Origin of the sequence: Enterobacter cloacae complex sp. P24RS, assembly GCF_014982165.1 — a bacterium.
GTDB lineage: Bacteria > Pseudomonadota > Gammaproteobacteria > Enterobacterales > Enterobacteriaceae > Enterobacter > Enterobacter quasihormaechei.
In genome coordinates this window covers 168,636-185,216 of record NZ_JADCKU010000009.1, presented here as the reverse complement: position 1 = coordinate 185,216, position 16,581 = coordinate 168,636, and the positions used below count along the sequence as shown (strand labels likewise).

The 16,581-nt window shown below is 57.9% G+C and carries 14 protein-coding genes; 9 read left to right on the top strand and 5 right to left on the bottom strand.

The features are described from left to right. Both INF58_RS12095 and INF58_RS12090 read left to right on the top strand, forming a co-directional pair. A partial coding sequence (locus INF58_RS12095; protein ID WP_193527755.1) for a hypothetical protein occupies positions 1-180 on the top strand: 180 nt, incomplete at its 5' end. A gap of 26 nt (positions 181-206) precedes the next feature. Further along, entirely contained in the window at positions 207-734 is a 528-nt protein-coding gene (locus INF58_RS12090; RefSeq protein ID WP_227415079.1) for a hypothetical protein, read from the top strand. 88 nt (positions 735-822) lie between these two features. Here the strand turns inward: INF58_RS12090 and INF58_RS12085 are convergent, their stop codons facing one another. The 5 genes from INF58_RS12085 to opgC form a co-directional block, all read right to left on the bottom strand. Beyond that, positions 823-1,242, bottom strand: a complete 420-nt coding sequence (locus INF58_RS12085; RefSeq protein ID WP_082830919.1) for an ATP-binding protein — start codon at positions 1,240-1,242, stop codon at positions 823-825. A 7-nt stretch (positions 1,243-1,249) separates the two neighbouring features. Then, positions 1,250-1,588, bottom strand: coding sequence for an STAS domain-containing protein (locus INF58_RS12080; RefSeq protein WP_112792914.1), 339 nt, complete (start codon positions 1,586-1,588; stop codon positions 1,250-1,252). Continuing rightward, positions 1,585-2,730, bottom strand: coding sequence for a PP2C family protein-serine/threonine phosphatase (locus INF58_RS12075; protein ID WP_370551751.1), 1,146 nt, complete (start codon positions 2,728-2,730; stop codon positions 1,585-1,587). Before INF58_RS12075 ends, INF58_RS12080 begins: the two co-directional genes overlap by 4 nt. 71 nt (positions 2,731-2,801) lie before the next feature. Continuing rightward, positions 2,802-3,701: a hypothetical protein gene (locus tag INF58_RS12070; RefSeq protein ID WP_193527754.1), complete on the bottom strand. Its 900-nt coding sequence runs from the start codon at positions 3,699-3,701 to the stop codon at positions 2,802-2,804. Positions 3,702-3,711: 10 nt separating this feature from the next. After that, positions 3,712-4,929 carry an OpgC domain-containing protein gene (gene opgC, locus INF58_RS12065; RefSeq protein WP_193527753.1) on the bottom strand — a complete coding sequence of 406 codons (1,218 nt, stop codon included), beginning with the start codon at positions 4,927-4,929 and terminating at the stop codon, positions 3,712-3,714. A 284-nt stretch (positions 4,930-5,213) separates the two neighbouring features. Between opgC and INF58_RS12060 the strand changes: the two genes are divergently transcribed. From INF58_RS12060 to INF58_RS12030, 7 genes are read left to right on the top strand one after another with little or no spacing between them, the layout of a single operon-like run. Beyond that, positions 5,214-7,028, top strand: coding sequence for a glycosyltransferase (locus INF58_RS12060; RefSeq protein WP_193527752.1), 1,815 nt, complete (start codon positions 5,214-5,216; stop codon positions 7,026-7,028). Beyond that, a complete protein-coding gene (locus INF58_RS12055) occupies positions 7,025-8,356 on the top strand; it encodes a DUF3131 domain-containing protein (RefSeq protein ID WP_193034842.1) in 1,332 nt (443 codons plus the stop codon). Before INF58_RS12060 ends, INF58_RS12055 begins: the two co-directional genes overlap by 4 nt. Next, complete coding sequence (locus INF58_RS12050) at positions 8,353-9,900, top strand: DUF3131 domain-containing protein (RefSeq protein WP_063450063.1); 1,548 nt, start codon at positions 8,353-8,355, stop codon at positions 9,898-9,900. Before INF58_RS12055 ends, INF58_RS12050 begins: the two co-directional genes overlap by 4 nt. Further along, the gene (locus tag INF58_RS12045) at positions 9,885-11,279 is read left to right on the top strand and encodes a DUF3131 domain-containing protein (RefSeq protein WP_193527751.1); all 1,395 of its coding nucleotides are present in this window, start codon (positions 9,885-9,887) and stop codon (positions 11,277-11,279) included. The genes INF58_RS12050 and INF58_RS12045 overlap by 16 nt, the downstream gene beginning before the upstream one ends. Next, the gene (locus INF58_RS12040) at positions 11,276-11,710 is read left to right on the top strand and encodes a globin (protein ID WP_107533564.1); all 435 of its coding nucleotides are present in this window, start codon (positions 11,276-11,278) and stop codon (positions 11,708-11,710) included. The genes INF58_RS12045 and INF58_RS12040 overlap by 4 nt, the downstream gene beginning before the upstream one ends. Before the next feature lie 2 nt (positions 11,711-11,712). Further along, on the top strand, positions 11,713-14,409 hold the full coding sequence (locus tag INF58_RS12035) for a response regulator (RefSeq protein ID WP_193527750.1): 2,697 nt from the start codon (positions 11,713-11,715) through the stop codon (positions 14,407-14,409). Beyond that, the gene (locus INF58_RS12030; RefSeq protein ID WP_193034151.1) at positions 14,378-16,576 is read left to right on the top strand and encodes a sugar-binding domain-containing protein; all 2,199 of its coding nucleotides are present in this window, start codon (positions 14,378-14,380) and stop codon (positions 16,574-16,576) included. Before INF58_RS12035 ends, INF58_RS12030 begins: the two co-directional genes overlap by 32 nt. Positions 16,577-16,581 lie beyond the last annotated feature (5 nt).

The window sequence follows — 16,581 nt, the reverse complement described above, 5'->3', positions numbered from 1 at the left end:
CACCCGCCCAGCGCCCCCTCACACGCCAGCATCATCAGCGTCGTCTCATCCTCCTGCAATGATAAAATCTCCATACCCACCGGCACCCCTTTGCGGCTCACGCCGCACGGCAACGTTATTGCCGGCAGACCGCTGATGGCGGCCAGCTCCGGCGCGCAGCCGGGCGGGATCCCGTGCTGACGGCAGCAGGCGAATACGGAATGTATTTGAGCAAAGATAACATGCTGATTGCGCAGGAGGCTGGCGACCCGCAGCCTGATCCCGCTGCGCTGCTGACGCCGCTGTCAGAGGCCTATATTGCCGGGCTGCGCGACTACAGCATCGAGGAGATGCGCCAGCACGCGGTAACCGGCGATGACCGCTGCTGGTCAACGCAGGGACTGCTGGATTCGGTGCTGCCGGGACACGGGGGCGAAATTGCGCCGGTCATCGGTTTTGGCATTTCACAGGATCGGGATTCCGCTCCCGCTATCGTGAGTCCGCACGGTTTTTCCGTCGAATGGCTGCGTCTTTCTGAGGAGCACGTTGTGGGCCGACACCTGTGCCCGGATATTCAGGTCATCATGGTCTTTAAAGGCCAGCTGGAGGTCACATGGGACGAGGCGATCCTGCAACAGGCGAGAGAACACAATCGCTGTCTCGATCCCGATGGCTACGTGGCCGATGCCGACATCCTGCCCGCCACGGCCCGTCGGGCCGGTGCAATACTGGAGAAATGGCAGGCGGATGCCTGACTGGGTTTATTACCGTCATCACGATACTGGCGCAGATTGTTAACTGCGCCCATTCCGTCCCTCACCAGACCTTCTCCACGGTCAAACATTATCCGACCATCGCCTTCTCCAGAACGGTAATATTTTTCCCTGCAACGTTTTCCACCGTGAAATTATCGGCATACAGCAAAATGAGTTTCAGTCCTCTGCCACTTTCAGCCAAAAGACAGCCGTCGAACGTCACGTCTTCACGCCCCGCCGCGAGACGTTCAGCAGGAAAGGCATCGCCATCGTCCGTAAAACGCAGCGTCGCGCCCGAGCGGGTAGCGATGAACTCCACGGTGAAGCAACGTTCCGGGTCCTCATGTAGCGCATGGCGAATAATATTGGTTGCCGTTTCACAGGCGGCGAGATCGAGCGCAAAGCGCCAGTCATCACTGACGGACAGCGAAGCCATCTGACGTTCAAGCCACGCCGCGAGCGGCGAGACTGAGCTTAACGAGGCGGGAAGAGTGATGTCGTTAGCCACGGTCAACTCACTGATTAAGCAGCGCAAGTGCCGTAGCGCGATCCGGGCAGATGCGAAAAATGCGATCCATACGGGTCAGGGTGAACATGTTGCGTATACCAGGGTTCAGCGCGCACAGCACCATGTCACCTTTACCGTTCATCATTTTGAGCAGCGATACAAGCGCGCCCAAACCGCTACTGTCGATGAAATCGATTTTGCTGAAGTCGACAATCAAAGCTTTACGATCCTCACCGAGCTCCCGGGTGACGGCATCTTTAAAGGCCGCCGCCACCGAGGCGTCAAGTCTTCGCACCGAGGGCGTCATGATATTCACGCCGGGATGCCTTTCTGTATCAATATTCATTGTCTTTCTCCAGTACGCTCAATAATTAACAGGGAAACATCGTCGGCCATTGCCAGGGGTTCCCGGCGTTCCCCACTGCGCCAGTGAACAAGGTGCTGCGCAAACTGCGGTAAGAGCTGTTCCAGCGCTAGCGTGGCATCACGCTGAAGCCGATGCTGCAATCGCGCCTGCCCAAACTGTTCGTTATCAGGGTTCTCACACTCGGTAATACCATCACTGAACAGGCAAAGTCGTTCGCCCGGTGCCAGCGAGAAGTTCACGTCTGTCCAGCTCAGATCCGGCATCAATCCTACCGGCGCGCCGCCTTCACCGACCGTCCTGATCTCGCCGTCAGGGTTCACAATAAAGGGAGTGGGATGCCCGGCCTGGCAAAGCTTGCCTTCACCTGTCGACAGGTCGATAACACCGTAAATCATGGTGAAATAGCTCATTATCTCCACCTCTTCGCTGCAAAAGCGACCGTTCAGGATCCGAACGACGTCCGCGGGAGAGGCAACATCGCTATCGTCCGCAAACAGAAAACGCTCCACCGCCCTGCCATGCAGAAACTGACGGGCCACGGCAAGCGACATCATCGCCGCGCCGACGCCGTGCCCGGATACATCCACGCAGTAGAATCCCAGGTGATTGTCCAGCGGGAAGACATTGAAAATATCGCCAGACACCCAGGCTGACGGCAGGAAAATCCAGTCGGCAAAATAATCCCGGTAGCGCAGCTGATGCGCGGGCAGCACCGACTGCTGGATCCGTGCCGCCACCTCAAGGTCTTGCTCTATCTGCCTTAGCGCCTCGCTGAGGCGCGCATTACGCGCAGCAAGCGTGGCTTCAAGGGACAAAACCCGTGCCCCCGCGTGCAGTCGCGCCCGCAGCTCACTCTGCTCGACCGGCTTATTGAGAAAATCATCCGCCCCGGCGTCAAACCCCACCGTCAGATCGCCCGGCTCTTCGCGCGCGGTAAGCAAAATTAAATAAACATAATGTCCAAACTGACGGCTGCGAACCTCCCGGCACAATGTCAGGCCATCCATTTCCGGCATATCCCAGTCGCTGATCACCAGGCTGACGGGCTGGTTTTCAAGGATCTCAAGCGCGGCGACGCCGTTCTCCGCCTCGTAGACGATGTATCCCCACTGCGTCAGCATTCGGCTGAGCAGGCGACGATAAACCAGTGAATCTTCAACAATCAGGACGTGCTGTGACACCCTACGCCCTCCTAAAGCGGTAAGAACCAGATGACGCTGACGGTGCCTTCCCGGAATTTGCCGCTGCCGCTCTGGTGGCCGGGGTAACGGGTGCCGGAATAGTTAGCGTACTGAACGGAGAATGAACCCGGCGTATAGCCCGCGTAGCCAAAGCTATAGCTATAGTCGCCGTTCCAGGGCTGTTGCTGGCTGCTGTCCGGGAACCAGAACGCCGTGGCGCGCACGAAGAAGTGCTGCTTAAAGGTATAACCGCATCCGCCCAACACCACGTTCTTGTTTTTGCGGATATCGTTGCTGTCCAGATCGTAATAGCGCGGAACCCAGCTGTAGCCCACCTGGCAAATGATGGAGTCGCCTTTGTTGATCAGGAGCGTATTCTCCACGGGCTTCGGCAGTGAAAATTTATACGCCAGCGTCACGGCCCCCTGCTCAAAATAGGTGTGACGACGGGTTCCTGACGTCCAGAAGCGATTATCCCCGTAATTGCTGTACACCAGGCTGACCGTGTTGGCATGCCAGTCGTCATAGCCAAAGCTGTAACGAAAATCAGCCGTATAGCGGCTGGTGTCCGTCACCGGCAACCGCGATGTCACGTTGGCAAACCAGTAACTGTAGGGTGAGTATTGCAGGCTGAGATTGAGCGTCTGGTTGTATTTACGTTTCTGCTCCGCGCTGTCCGAGCTGTTCGGGATGGTCATCCACTGCTCTTTCAGTCCGGAACTAAAGCTCAGCGCGCCAGAGAAGACGTCTTCATTCCCCGAGAACAGGCGACCCCAGCGGCTGGTGAACACGCCTGCCTGCACCGGCTCGCCGTTCTTGTCACGTAGCGATTCCGCATCGTCCTTCGGCGCAGCCTCTGTGCCGGTGGCAACGCACAACAGCGCACAGGTCAGCAACAATTTATCCCGCATCTGCCCTTCCTTAGTTAGGTATCCAGCGCGCGGCGACGTTATATTTCGCCATCAGCCACAGCACGCCCAGCGTCACCGCGTGGATGAAGGTATTCACAACCCAGTCCTGGCGCCACAGATCGAACGTGACGAACTGGCTTACCAGGAATACGACGTAGACGTGCAAAATAAAGGTGTAAAGCGAATGCTGACCAAGCGGGATGAGAAACCAGCCCGCCAGGCGATACAGCGGCTGCCAGCACCAGGTCAGCAGCAGATAGACCGTCACCATCAGGCTGATATCGTTCACGACCCTGACGGGTCCAAGGCCATTTTTTGCCGCCCAGGTATGATAAAACGCGTTAAAGTTCTCGGGTGAAAGGCTGTGCATGAGCAACGCGGGGGGCATAAACGGGTTGGTATGACTCTGGGCGATAAAGCCAAGCACCAGCGCAATCATCACCAGCGCCACGAGCACCACCTTACCGGCGGGGGTGCGGGCAAAAGAGATCAAATCTTCTTTGTACCAGCCGCTGCACATTCCCAGCACAAAAATGAACTGCCAGGCCAGCAGCGGAAACGCGAATTCAAACTGAGACGGCGTCACGCGCACCGGCCATATCTGCCAGCAACCGTAGACGAGCAACGATAACCCCAGCAGCCAGTAGACGTATCCTCTCTGGAGCATTCCCAAAAACAGGGGACTTAACAGCAGAAGAAAAATATAGAGCCCAAGAATTTGCGTTTGATGAGGACCAATTTGCAGGTAGAGGACAATGTTAAACCAGGTTTCTTTAATTTGCGGTGTCACCGGATACAATGCCCAGGTTGTACCTGAGTAACGATCGGTAAAATGGGTAACCTCAAAAACGTTAATAAACGGAAGATACCCTAACAGCAAAAATGAAAGAATAATGATGATATTTACGCGATATATTTTCCATGCGCGCAGATATAACCCCCAGGATATCGTCAACAATACCGCTTTTTGCAATCTGGCACGGTTTAACATTCCCAGCATAAATCCGGAAAGGATCACAAACCCTTCAGCACCGGTGACCAGACCAAACCTTTCCCAGGTGAATATATTAAATATCGACATCACTTCCGTGTGCGCCACCACCATCATCACTAACGCGATACCGCGCATAAAATCTATACGTAAATCACGTTTATCCGACAGGACGTAACGCCATGCTGTTGGTTTTTCAGTATCTTTTCTTATAAGCACAGGCGCAATCTGGCTCATGGGGCGTCGCGTTCTCCATGCTAAAAAGTTTCTTGTATTTTATTTAGATAGCGTAAAGAAAAGCATCTGGCAATTTTTGACAACGCTTCCGATATTATTAAGCGTAGTTAACTATTATTTAAGCATGCCTGAAAGATCGGTTTTTTACGCCTCTGGAATTATTTTACCCACCATCTACACTTAGTTTACTTTTTGTTTTAGCGGACGTTATTTTCTGTTTTGCGCTCCCTGTCGGTAACGGGTCAGTTATTAATAGCCATCGTGGAATCAGGATATCCTTCTCTATGGATTTTTATTTTTCCCGTTTTGAACATCGCCAGCCGCCTGAACCGCTCAAGACACCGCGCTGGGTAATGCTAACATGGCAGGTATTAGCGGTTGCCGCGCTGATTTTAGGCGCTAATTATCTTTACTGGCGCTGGACAGCCTCCTTAAATACCGACGCGCTGTGGTATGCCATTCCGCTGGTATTGGCGGAAACGCTGGCCTGGATCGGCACCGTGCTGTTCACCATTAACCTGTGGAAAGAGGACGATCCGCCGCAAAACTCGCCCCCGGTTGAGATCAATGACTGCCTGCGCCCCGAAGACGCGGAAGCATCCAGACCCCTGAAGGTCGATCTCTTTATCGCAACCTATTCAGAAGACGTGGAGCTGGTCAGGCTTTCTATTCGGGACGCCATGAAGATGGTCTACCCGGTTCCGCTGGACTATAAAGTGCACGTGCTTGACGACGGTCGACGGCCAGAAATGAAAGCCGTCTGCGATCAGGAAGGCGCTAACTACATCTCCCGCCAGACCAATATTGGCTTCAAGGCCGGTAATTTGCGAAACGGACTTGAGCAAACCGACGGAGATTTCCTGATCATTTGCGATGCCGATACCCGCGTCTTCCCCACCCTGCTCAGCCACACGCTGGGCTACTTTCGCGATCCTGACGTCGCCTGGGTCCAGACGCCGCAGTGGTTTTTCGACCTGCCGGAAGGGGAAAACCTGGCGCGCTGGCTTGGGCGGAAAGCGGGCAAACCGGGATACGGGCTGGGATGGCTTGCGCAGAAGTTCATCGGGCCGGTGACCATTGGCCGTGACCCCTTTTTTAACGATCCGCGCATGTTTTATGACGTGATTTTGCGCCGGCGAAACTGGGCCAACGCCGCCTTCTGCTGCGGTGCGGCCTCTGTACACAGGCGCGAAGCGGTAATGCAGGCTGCGCTGCGCAGCTATGTCTGGACGGTGGAAAAGGAGGTTGAGCGGCACACGCGGGATATACGCGATCCCGTCATGCGTGAAACCCTTCAGGATGCCATGCGCCCTCACGTGGCTTTCGACACAGAGCTCACGCCCTATAAGTTTCACGTTTCGGAAGATATTTATACCTCCATCCTGCTCCACGGCGATGCCGCCCGCCGCTGGCGCTCGGTGATGCACCCGCGGATCGAATCGAAAATGCTCTCTCCGCAGGACATGCTGACGTGGATGATCCAACGCTTCAAATACGCCGCGGGTTCACTGGATATTTTGTTCCACGACAATATTTTCAGCCGCCGCCGTTTTAAGCTTTCTCTGCCGCAGACCCTGATGTATGCCACCACCTTCTGGTCCTATCTGGCCTGCGTGTGGAACACCATTTTCCTGATATCGCCCATTGTTTACCTGTTTACCGGCATTCCGCCTGTTTCAGCCTGGTCAGAGCCCTTTTATCTTCATTTTTTACCCTTTTTCATCATGTCGGAGCTGGCCTTTATGTTCGGCACCTGGGGGATTTCAGCCTGGGACGGCAGAGCGTCATATCTCTCCTTTTTCTCAATGAACCTGCGTGCGCTCGATACGGTACTGCGCGGTGAACAGATCAAATTCCACGTCACGCCGAAAGAGCGGCAGACGGGCAGGTTTCTCTATCTGGTGAAACCGCAAATCGCCATCGTCGTGCTCACCCTGGCCGGGCTGATTTGGGGCGGTATTCAGGTCGCTCGCGGGCAGGTTGACGATCCCTCCGGCTACGTCATCAACATTTTCTGGGGCGCAGTCAACATTGCCGCCATGCTGCCGCTGATCTTCGCCGCCATGTGGACCCCGGCTGAAGAAGAGGTGAGCGAATGAGAAAACGCGACGCGCTTTTGTCAGCCCGCAGCTACCTCACGATCCTGCTCGGCTTTCTGCTGGGATTCGCCATCGTCGTCTGGGTTGAAAAACAGATGCCAACACGCGTTGAAGGCAGCGCGGGGATGTCGCTGAGTAACGATTTCCCGCCCCTGCCCGCTCCGCGTGAGCTGACATTCGAAGAGGCCATCTGGGGGCGGGTTGCCTGGCAGTATTATGTGAACAATACGCAGCCGAATGGTCTGGCCAATGCGCACGACGGCGAGCCCTGGCTCAGCCTGTGGAGCACCGGCAGCTATCTGTTTGCCGCTGTAGCCGCCAGGCAGCTCAACATTCTTACTCCCGACGAATTTGATGAACGCATCGCGGCCGCACTGGCTGCTCTCGCCCGTCTTCCGCTCAACCCGCAGGGGCTGCCCGCCGCCTATTACCATGCCGACACGCTGGAAGCCCTGGGTAAACCGGACGCCTCGGCTATCGGCTTGGGCCGCTTGCTTAACGCCCTGCAAACGCTGCTGTGGCGCTACCCCCAGCATGCCGCCGACGTGCGCAATCTTTTAGATCGCTGGAAGTTGGGCGCCCTGATTGCCCACAACACCAGCAGCCAGGCCGCGGTCCCACTCCACCACTGGGCGCTGGCGACGGACGAGCCGCGAAACAGCTTCGGCTATCGCCTGTATGCCAGCCATACGCTTCGGCTGATCGACAGCGCGGCGGGGCTGGCGGTGACGAACCCGCCGGAAGGGCAGCAGATGATCGACATCGACGGAATAATGGTGCCTGATGAAGGGCTACGCACCCCGTGGGGTCGGCAGCCTTCGCTTATCAGCCTCCCCTATTTATTAACGGGCCTTGAGCTGGGTTTCGACGCGCAGAGCGCCGAAATTGCCTGGCGCATAATGCAAATCCAGCAGCGACGTCACGGCCTGCGGGTCCGCAAGCCGCCGATCAGCACCGATTACGCCGAGCCCGCGCCGGATTACGTCAACGATCTGCCCGATCGCCAGCCGCTGCAAAATAGCGCTCTGCTTGACGCCACGCCGGAGCAAACGGCGATAACCTCGACCCGCACCGCCTTTGCCTGGTACGCCCTGTTCCGCAACGGCTGGAGCGAAGCGCTGCGCCAGCAGGTGCAGAAGCTACAGGTGCCGGGTAAGGGCTGGCAGCGCGGGCTTAACCTTAACAGCAGCGTGAACGAGATCGTTGACGCCGATACCAATGCGGTCGTCCTTGAGAGCCTGGCGTACATTGCTCACGGTCAGATGCTTTGTCTGGCCTGCCCTGGCCCCGCCACTCCCCCCACATCTTCAGCAGGAGCGAAGCCATGAAGCTGAAATCAATACTCTTCTTTCCTCTTCTGGCCGGGCTTGTGGCAGGCTGGCTCTCACTCTCTGCGGCCCAGGCAGCGACCGGCCTTCCCGCCTCGGATTACCCGCCGCGTAGCGGGGAACTCACGCCTCGGGAGATGACCATTGCCAAAAACGCCTGGCAATATTTCGTTGTGAACTACCAGCCCACTACCGGGCTGGTGAATGCCGTCAATAAATTTCCCTCAACCACCATGTGGGACAGCGCCTCCTATATGGCCGCGATGACGGCCGCAAGGGAGCTGGGGATTATTGATAAAGCCGAATTCGATCGCAGAATGCTGAAATTACTCGCCACCCTCAACAAACTGGATTTGTTCCGCAACGAACTGCCCAACAAAGCCTATAACACCATCACCGCCCAGAAGGTTAACTACCAGAACAAACCTGGCGAGATTGGCTTCTCGGCGCTGGACATCGGCAGGATGCTGATCTGGCTGAAGGTCATTAAGGAGCGCTATCCGGAATACAGCAACAGCATTGATAACGTGATGCTGGGATGGAATTTCACCAACGTCATCAACCCCTGCGGGATGATGTACGGCGCCTATCTGGAAAATGGCCAGCCAAAGTACGTGCAGGAGGGGCGGCTGGGCTATGAAGAGTACGGCGCCGCGGGCTTTGCGCTGTGGGGCTTTGGCACCTGTCAGTCGAGCCAGCCCCAGCCCTACGAGCTGGCTGAGATCTACTGCGTCATGGTGCCCTATGACTCGCGCGATCCGCGCCTCACCAGCCAGCATAACTACGTCGTCACCGAATCCTATGTGCTTTACGGCCTGGAATTTGGTTTCGACAAGCCGACGGACAGGGAGAACAGCCCACGCGATTACTCTCATCCGTGGATGAAAAACTTTGCCGACAGGGTTTACCAGGCTCAGGAGAATCGCTACGCCATCACCGGTATTTTATCCGCTCGCTCTGAGCATCAACTCGATAAGTCCCCCTACTTCGTCTACGACACCGTTTTTAGTGACGGCTTCAACTGGAACACCATTACCGATAAAGGCGTGTACGTTCCCAACACGGCCGCCGTCTCGCTGAAAGCGGCGCTCGGGATGTGGGTTCTCTGGAATTCGCCTTATACCGACCGCCTGCTGGACGCCATTGAAAACGCCAATGAGGCGGACAAAGGATACTACGAAGGGCTGTACGAAAACGGCGACGGCCCCATCAAAGAGTTCACCGCCAATAACAACGGGATCATGCTTGAAGCCCTGTTGTTCAAGAAAGAGGGCAAGCTGTTGCAGTTCAACAGCGATAATCCCAAAGATCGCCACTTCGCCCCTTCCCTGTGGGAGAAAAAGCTGGTGGACCTCTTTGAACCCAATAATGCCTCGCGCAACCGCCCGTTCCTGAACAGTACGCCAGCGGTGAAGACATGGTGTGAACAGACCGGAACTACCCTGCGCACCAAACCCGCTTGCCAGGCCTGTCAGTGTGCCACCTGTAATACGGACGAGCCTGTAAAACTGCCGCCGGTGACCGCACAATGCTTAAGACCTTAGCCCGCGGGCTGGCTGCCGCCGTCCTCATTCTTATTATCGCCTTCGTCCTGTTCCGCCAGGAAGGCGCGGGGTGGCGCTGGCTGACCAAAGGTGGCTGGCACACCACCGCGCGCATCAGTAGCCTGACGCCTCAGGAGCGGGAGTGGGCGCGTATCGCCTGGCGCTATTTTGACAATAATACCCAGCCTCAGACAGGGCTGGTCAACGGCAGCGATAAACAGCCGCGCGTTACGCTGTGGCAAATGGGCGATACGCTTATCGCCCTGCTTGCTGCCCGCGAGCTTGATCTTATCCAGGCGGACGAATTCGACGCCCGGCTGACGCGCCTGCTCGGAACCCTCAATCGCCTGACGCTGACCGAAACCCGCACCCCCGGCAGGCTCTATTCCAGCCGAACGGCGTCGCCCATCAATTTCACAGGAAAACCGGCGCCGCGCGGCTGGTCGGCAAAAGATATGGCCCGTCTGATGCTGGCGCTGCGGCTCGCAGCCGAGCGTGCGCCTGAGTACCGTGAATATCTGGATAAAATCATCCTGCGCTGGAATTTCTGTCCAGTGATGGACAAGGACGGGGAGCTGTGGTCTGCGTCCGTGCAGAACGGGCAGCCGGTGGTGCGCGACGAGCTGCGGCTGGGTGAAAGCGAATATGCCGCCAGCGCGTTTCGGCTGTGGGGATTTTCATCGGATAAGGCATTCTCTCCGCCTTCTCAGAACATCATTCTGTACCAGCGTAGCCTCGCCGTTGACGCGCGCGATCCCAGAACGACCTGGCAGCCGTCGCTGCTCTCCACCCTCCCCGCCATGCTGCCGGGGCTGGAGTTTGGCTGGCAACCGCCCGGCGTGACGTCCGATATTCACAAAACGCTGCGCGCGCGGGCCGAAGCCGTATGGCTTAGCCAGAAAACGCGCTGGGAGCGTGAGCGCGCGCTCACCGCACGCGCCGATTTTTACCTCTCTCAGGCCCCCTGGCACGTAGAGGACACCGTCTGGGGAAATGGCTATGCCTGGAACACCCTGGGCGACGACGGAAAAAGCTATCCCCGCCTTGCACAGGTGAGCACGAAGGCCGTCTTTGTGCTCTGGGCGCTGTGGGAGACCGATTACACTGACGCGTTGATGGCCGTTACCCGGCACCTGAATAACCCGAAACAGGGCTGGTTTGAGGGCCGCGTTGAGGCAACCGGCGATATCAACCCGACGCTCACCCTCTCGACGAACGCCATGGTGCTGGAAGCGCTGCTGTACAAACACAACGCCGGGCCGCTGTTTGAAAATGGCCTGGTGGAAAACGATGGCTATTTTGCCCGCCGCACGTCGGATCCCTTCAACCCGCCCGGTCTCTGCCTGCCGGGCGAACGCGCCGCGAGGGCCGCACCATGAAATTTTATCGCGATCTCTTTGACGCCAGCCTGAACCGCGTTCTGCCGGAGAATGATAAACGGCGCTTTTTGCAGGCTTTCTGGGAGACGTTTATCCATATGTCCCCCGAAACGGAGCAGCATTTTGCCCGGGGCCAGGGGCGGGATGGCCAGCAGACGATCTTCAAGTGCTTTTTCGCCATGCTTGCCGTTGACGGTGCGCTTTTCGTGCCGGATTTTCTGGAACGTCTGGCGCGGGAGCAGACTGATGAAGGGTTACGCCTGCCGCCGCGCTTTTTCGGACTCTGGCGGGAGGCCATGCTCAGGACCGTGCGCGCCTGCGATCCCCTTTGCGACGAAGAGATCCTCACGGCCTGGGCGATGGCGATTGCGCCCGGGCTGGAGTATCTGCGCCGCCAGGCGGAGCTGCACTATCAGGCCGGAGGCGAGTAACCATGCGATCCACATCCCGGTTCGATCTCAACGCGCTGCCCGTGGGGGTGATGATTTACGATCCCGCCGAGCGTCTACTGGCCTGGAATGACCAGATCACGCGCTTTTACCCGGTCATCACCCCCTGGCTGAGCGCTGGCGCTTCGCTTGAAAGCCTGGCGGAGAAATTCATTGATGCAGGCTATAACATCGACCCCACCCGCCGCCGGACCCTGCGGGAAGCGATCGTTCGAAACTGCCGCCAGTCGAGCCATCGTGAGGTGCGGCAGTCGGGAAACCGGCGGCTCTACGTGCAGCATCAGCGTCTTGCGGATGGCGGCATCCTCAGCCTGCATACCGATATTACCGAACTTGACGACGCCCAGCGTTCGCGCCACCAGCTGCACGATGATTTTTTACTGACCGCAGAGTCCATTCAGATCGGCATCTGGAACTGGCAGGTCTCTCAAGACAGCCTGGAGGTGAACGATACGCTGCTGGCGATGGTGGGTCAGTCGCGTACGCACCTGCACTACCCGCTGCGCTTTTTACTTAACCTGGTCCATGAAGAGGATCGCGCCGTGCTGCGCAACGCGATGATCGCCTCCAGACAGGAGCATATGCCGGTTTTTGAATGTGAGATTCGCGTACAGCACGCGTCCCAGGGCTGGCGCTGGATGCTGATCTCGGGGCAGGTGGTCACCCTCAGCATGCAGCAGCAGGCCGAACGGGTGATCGGCACCCTACAGGACATTACCCGCCGCAAGGAGGCCGAGCTGCTGGCCATTGAAGCGGCGAAAGTCGCCCGGGAGGCCAACGAGGCGAAAAGTGCATTTCTGGCGAACATGAGCCACGAAATTCGCACCCCGATGAACGGCATTCTGGGCATGACACAGCTCTGCCTCGATACGCATCTCAACCCCGAACAGCGGGAATACCTGTCTCTGGTGATGAGTTCAGCGCAGTCGCTGATGCATATCATCAATGACATTCTCGATTTCTCCCGCATTGAGTCAGGTAAGATGACCGTCGATACAGAGCCGCTGGAGATCCGTCCCTTTGTGCAGTCGCTGATCCGCCCGCACATGCCCGCCGCCAGCGAAAAGGGCATCGAACTGCTGGTGGATATCGCACCTGAAGTGCCGGACGTGCTCATCGTTGATGGTCCCCGGCTACGTCAAATTCTGACTAACCTTTTGGGCAACGCGCTGAAGTTCACCCCTCAGGGTGAGGTTATGCTGGCAATAGAGCCTGCACAACGTGAAGGTCAGTGGCGTTTTCGCCTTCGCGACAGCGGCATTGGCATCCCGGTGGAGAAACAAAAAGCCATTTTCGAGGCGTTTAGCCAGGCCGATAGCTCAACCACCCGCCGCTACGGCGGTACTGGCCTCGGGCTGACCATTTCAGCCCGTCTGGTGAGCCTGATGGGCGGAGAGCTGACGGTTCAGAGCGAGCCGGGGGCAGGCAGCGAATTTGCGTTTACTCTGCCGCTGGAGAGCCAGCTGGCTGCTTCCACTCCCGGTGCTCCTGTAGCCCGCTTTAACGGCGAATCGGTCCTGGTGGTCGACGACAACAGCACCAACCTGCGACTGCTGGACACGATGCTTCGCCAGATGGGTCTGACGCCGACCTGTGTTAACAACGCAGGGGAAGCGTTAAGCCTGATCGCAAAAGGGGGATGCTGGCCGCTGATCCTGCTGGATGCGCAGATGCCGGATATGGACGGCGTATCGCTGGCCCTTGAGCTCTCCGTTATGCCGCAGGCCGGGCAAAGCCACATCATTATGCTCAGTTCCATGAGCCGTCATTTCGACGCCAACATGCTGAAGCGCATCGGGATCGCCCATTATCTGCATAAGCCGGTTGCCCAACGTGAACTCTATCAAACCATAGCCAGCGTCCTTGCGCCCGCCCCCCTTGCCTCCCCCGCGGCTGTGCCCGCTTCTGCGCCCGTTACGGCGCAGGCCAGTCTGCGTATCCTGCTGGCTGAGGACAACCTGGTGAATCAGAAAGTGGCCAGACGCCTGCTGGAGCAGCTCGGGCACCGTTGCGAAGTGGTATCCAATGGCCGGGAGGCCCTCGAACGCTGGCGTGAACAGCCGTGGGATTTGATGCTGGTTGACCTGCAAATGCCAGAAATGGACGGTGAAACGGCCATTCGCCTGCTTCGTGAAGAAACGCTCGCGCGAGGGCGTAACCATCAGCCCACCATCGCGATGACCGCCCATGCCATGCAGGGCGACAAGGCGCGCTGTCTGGCAATGGGCTTCGACGGCTATATTGCCAAGCCGGTAAGTCAGGAGGCGCTCAGGGAGGAGATAGCCCGTGTTGTCGCCGGAGAAGAAAAGGGTCTGCCGGATGAGGCACAGCTGTTAAAACAGTGCGCGGACGATCCTGAACTGGTTAATGAGCTGCTGGCGCTGTTCGGCAACGGTCTTGACGAGGCGGTGGCAGCCATAGCGCTGAACATTGCGCATGATGACCGCGAGGCCCTGCGGCGGGCCGCTCATAAGCTTCGCGGCGAAGCCGTCACCCTCGGTTTCACTCGTCTTTCAGAAGTGCTTCAGCAAATGGAGAGTCAGGCGGTCTCGCTGAACCAGACGGGGCTGAGCGTTTTACATGGCGAGCTTATCGAGGAGGCCAGACGCTCTGCGGCCTGGCTGCGCCGCAGAGCTCAGGAGGTTAAAGATGATCAGGTTTCTTCTGCTGCTGGCAATTAGCCCTCTGCTGGCCCAGGCCAGCCAGCCCGTCACCTGGTCACTGGCCGGAATGTGGCGCGTGCATGACGCCAACCTCAGCACCTTTGATGGCGCCAGCGCACCTGACCGCGACTGGCGATCGGTTGCGGTTCCGGCCAACTGGTACAGCGCCGGATACGATCATCAGGGTGCTCTCTGGTATCGGCACGAATTTACCCTGCCCCGGCGCGCGCCCGATACCATGGCCACCCTGGTCTTTGATGGCGTGGACTATTTTGCCGACGTCACGCTCAACGGCAGGCATCTTGCCCGTCACGAGGGGTATTTTCAGCGCTTCTCCGTAGACATAAGCGATGCTTTGCAGCGACACAATAAGCTCGCCGTGCGGGTGGACAGCCCCTGGGAAGATCCGAAAACAATCTGGCCGCTGCACAAAACGATGGTTAAAGGCGTACTTAACCAGCACGACACTCGCCCTGGCGGGGCGTGGGCAGAGAATGGCCAGGACGCCAACTCAGGTGGGATTTGGGCACCGGTGAAGCTACACCTGAGTCGCGGCGTGACTATCGATGAGGTGATCCTGCGTCCGGACTGGCGTGAAGGGCTGAACAAACCAGCGCTGCGCGCCGAGATCCGCTATCGGGCGTTGTCTGCCGGTGACGTCACGCTGCGCCTGTCAGCGACCCCTGATAATTTCATCGGCGAGCGCACAGAGCAGGCGTTTTCGGTTCAGATTGCGAAAACGGACGGTAAGCCGCGGTCGCTCAGCGTCACGCTGCCCGTAAAAGACGCGAAGCTCTGGTGGCCAGTGGGCTATGGCAGGCCAAATCTCTACCGGGTGCGTGCGACCCTGGCGGACGAACAGGGCGTGATGGATACCGCGGTGACCCGAACCGGCCTGCGCAAGATGGAGGAGCAGCCGGACAACAGGGGCTGGCTGATCAATGACAGGCGCCTGTTTATCAAGGGAAGCAACTACATCGGTTCCCCCTGGCTTAGCACCATGACGCGCAAGAAATATCGCCGCGACTTCAGGCTGGTACAGGCGATGAACGCCAATGCGATACGCGTTCACGCGCATGTGGCAGGCCGGGCGCTTTACGATGTGGCTGACGAGATGGGGCTGATGATCTGGCAGGATGTCCCCCTGCAATGGGGTTACAACAACAGCGACGCCTTTGCGGACAATGCCGCGCGGCAGACCCGCGAGATGGTTGAACAATTTGGCAATTCCCCGGCCATTATCGTCTGGGGCGGTCATAACGAGCCGCCGTGGAATTCACCGTGGATGGAAAAACGCTTCCCCGACTGGAATAAAACCCTGAACCAGAACCTGACGAAACGCGTGGGAGACGCGCTTGCGCAAGACACCTCGCGCATTGTGCATCATTTTTCCGCGGTGGAAGAACACTACTGGGCCGGCTGGTACTTCGGCACCATGCGCGATTTGCTCGGCCCCGCCAAAACCGCGATCATCACGGAGTTTGGCGCTCAGGCGCTACCGCGACTCTCAACCCTGAAAACCATCATTCCCGCCCGCCTGATGTGGCCGAAAAGCACCGCCGCCGACGATCCCGGCTGGACGCACTGGAAATATCATAACTTCCAGCCCTTCCAGACCTTTAAATTTGCCAATATTCCGCGGGGTAATACCATTCAGGAGATGATTGCCAACACCCAGCGTTACCAGGCGGAGCTGGTGGCAATGGCGGCAGAGAGCTATCGCCGGCAGCGCTATCAGCCGGTTACCGCCCTCTTCCACTTTATGTTTGTAGAAACCTGGCCCTCCATCAACTGGGGCGTCGTGGATTATCTGCGTAAGCCGAAAGCGGGCTACTACGCGCTGCAAAAAGCTTATCAGCCCATTCTGCCGTCGATTGAACCCGTGACGGCGGTGTGGCGTCAGGGGAACGAAGCAACGGTTCGCCTGTGGGCAATAAATGACACCTGGTCCGCCTGTGAGGCGTGTCGTCTGAAGTGGCAGGTGAAGCAACATGGTCGGGTGCTGGCTAAAGGCAATACAACCCTTACGCTTCCCCCCGATTCGGGCAGCAGGATCCAGGACATCACCGTCACACCGACCACCAGGCATAACGTTACCATTGAGTATGAGATTTCGGATCGCGCCGGTAAAACCGTGGGTTCCAACCAGCGCACTGAGAGGGTGGAAAGCCCTCCTGAGCCATAAATGCT

Excerpts from the sequence above, each read along its gene's own strand:
- INF58_RS12080 (WP_112792914.1), bottom strand. The coding sequence starts at position 1,588 with ATGAATATTGATACAGAAAGGCATCCCGGCGTGAATATCATGACGCCC.
- INF58_RS12075 (WP_370551751.1), bottom strand. The coding sequence starts at position 2,730 with ATGCTGACGCAGTGGGGATACATCGTCTACGAGGCGGAGAACGGCGTC.
- INF58_RS12070 (WP_193527754.1), bottom strand. The coding sequence starts at position 3,701 with ATGCGGGATAAATTGTTGCTGACCTGTGCGCTGTTGTGCGTTGCCACC.
- opgC (WP_193527753.1), bottom strand. The coding sequence starts at position 4,929 with ATGAGCCAGATTGCGCCTGTGCTTATAAGAAAAGATACTGAAAAACCA.
- INF58_RS12060 (WP_193527752.1), top strand. The coding sequence starts at position 5,214 with ATGGATTTTTATTTTTCCCGTTTTGAACATCGCCAGCCGCCTGAACCG.
- INF58_RS12055 (WP_193034842.1), top strand. The coding sequence starts at position 7,025 with ATGAGAAAACGCGACGCGCTTTTGTCAGCCCGCAGCTACCTCACGATC.
- INF58_RS12050 (WP_063450063.1), top strand. The coding sequence starts at position 8,353 with ATGAAGCTGAAATCAATACTCTTCTTTCCTCTTCTGGCCGGGCTTGTG.
- INF58_RS12045 (WP_193527751.1), top strand. The coding sequence starts at position 9,885 with ATGCTTAAGACCTTAGCCCGCGGGCTGGCTGCCGCCGTCCTCATTCTT.
- INF58_RS12040 (WP_107533564.1), top strand. The coding sequence starts at position 11,276 with ATGAAATTTTATCGCGATCTCTTTGACGCCAGCCTGAACCGCGTTCTG.
- INF58_RS12035 (WP_193527750.1), top strand. The coding sequence starts at position 11,713 with ATGCGATCCACATCCCGGTTCGATCTCAACGCGCTGCCCGTGGGGGTG.
- INF58_RS12030 (WP_193034151.1), top strand. The coding sequence starts at position 14,378 with ATGATCAGGTTTCTTCTGCTGCTGGCAATTAGCCCTCTGCTGGCCCAG.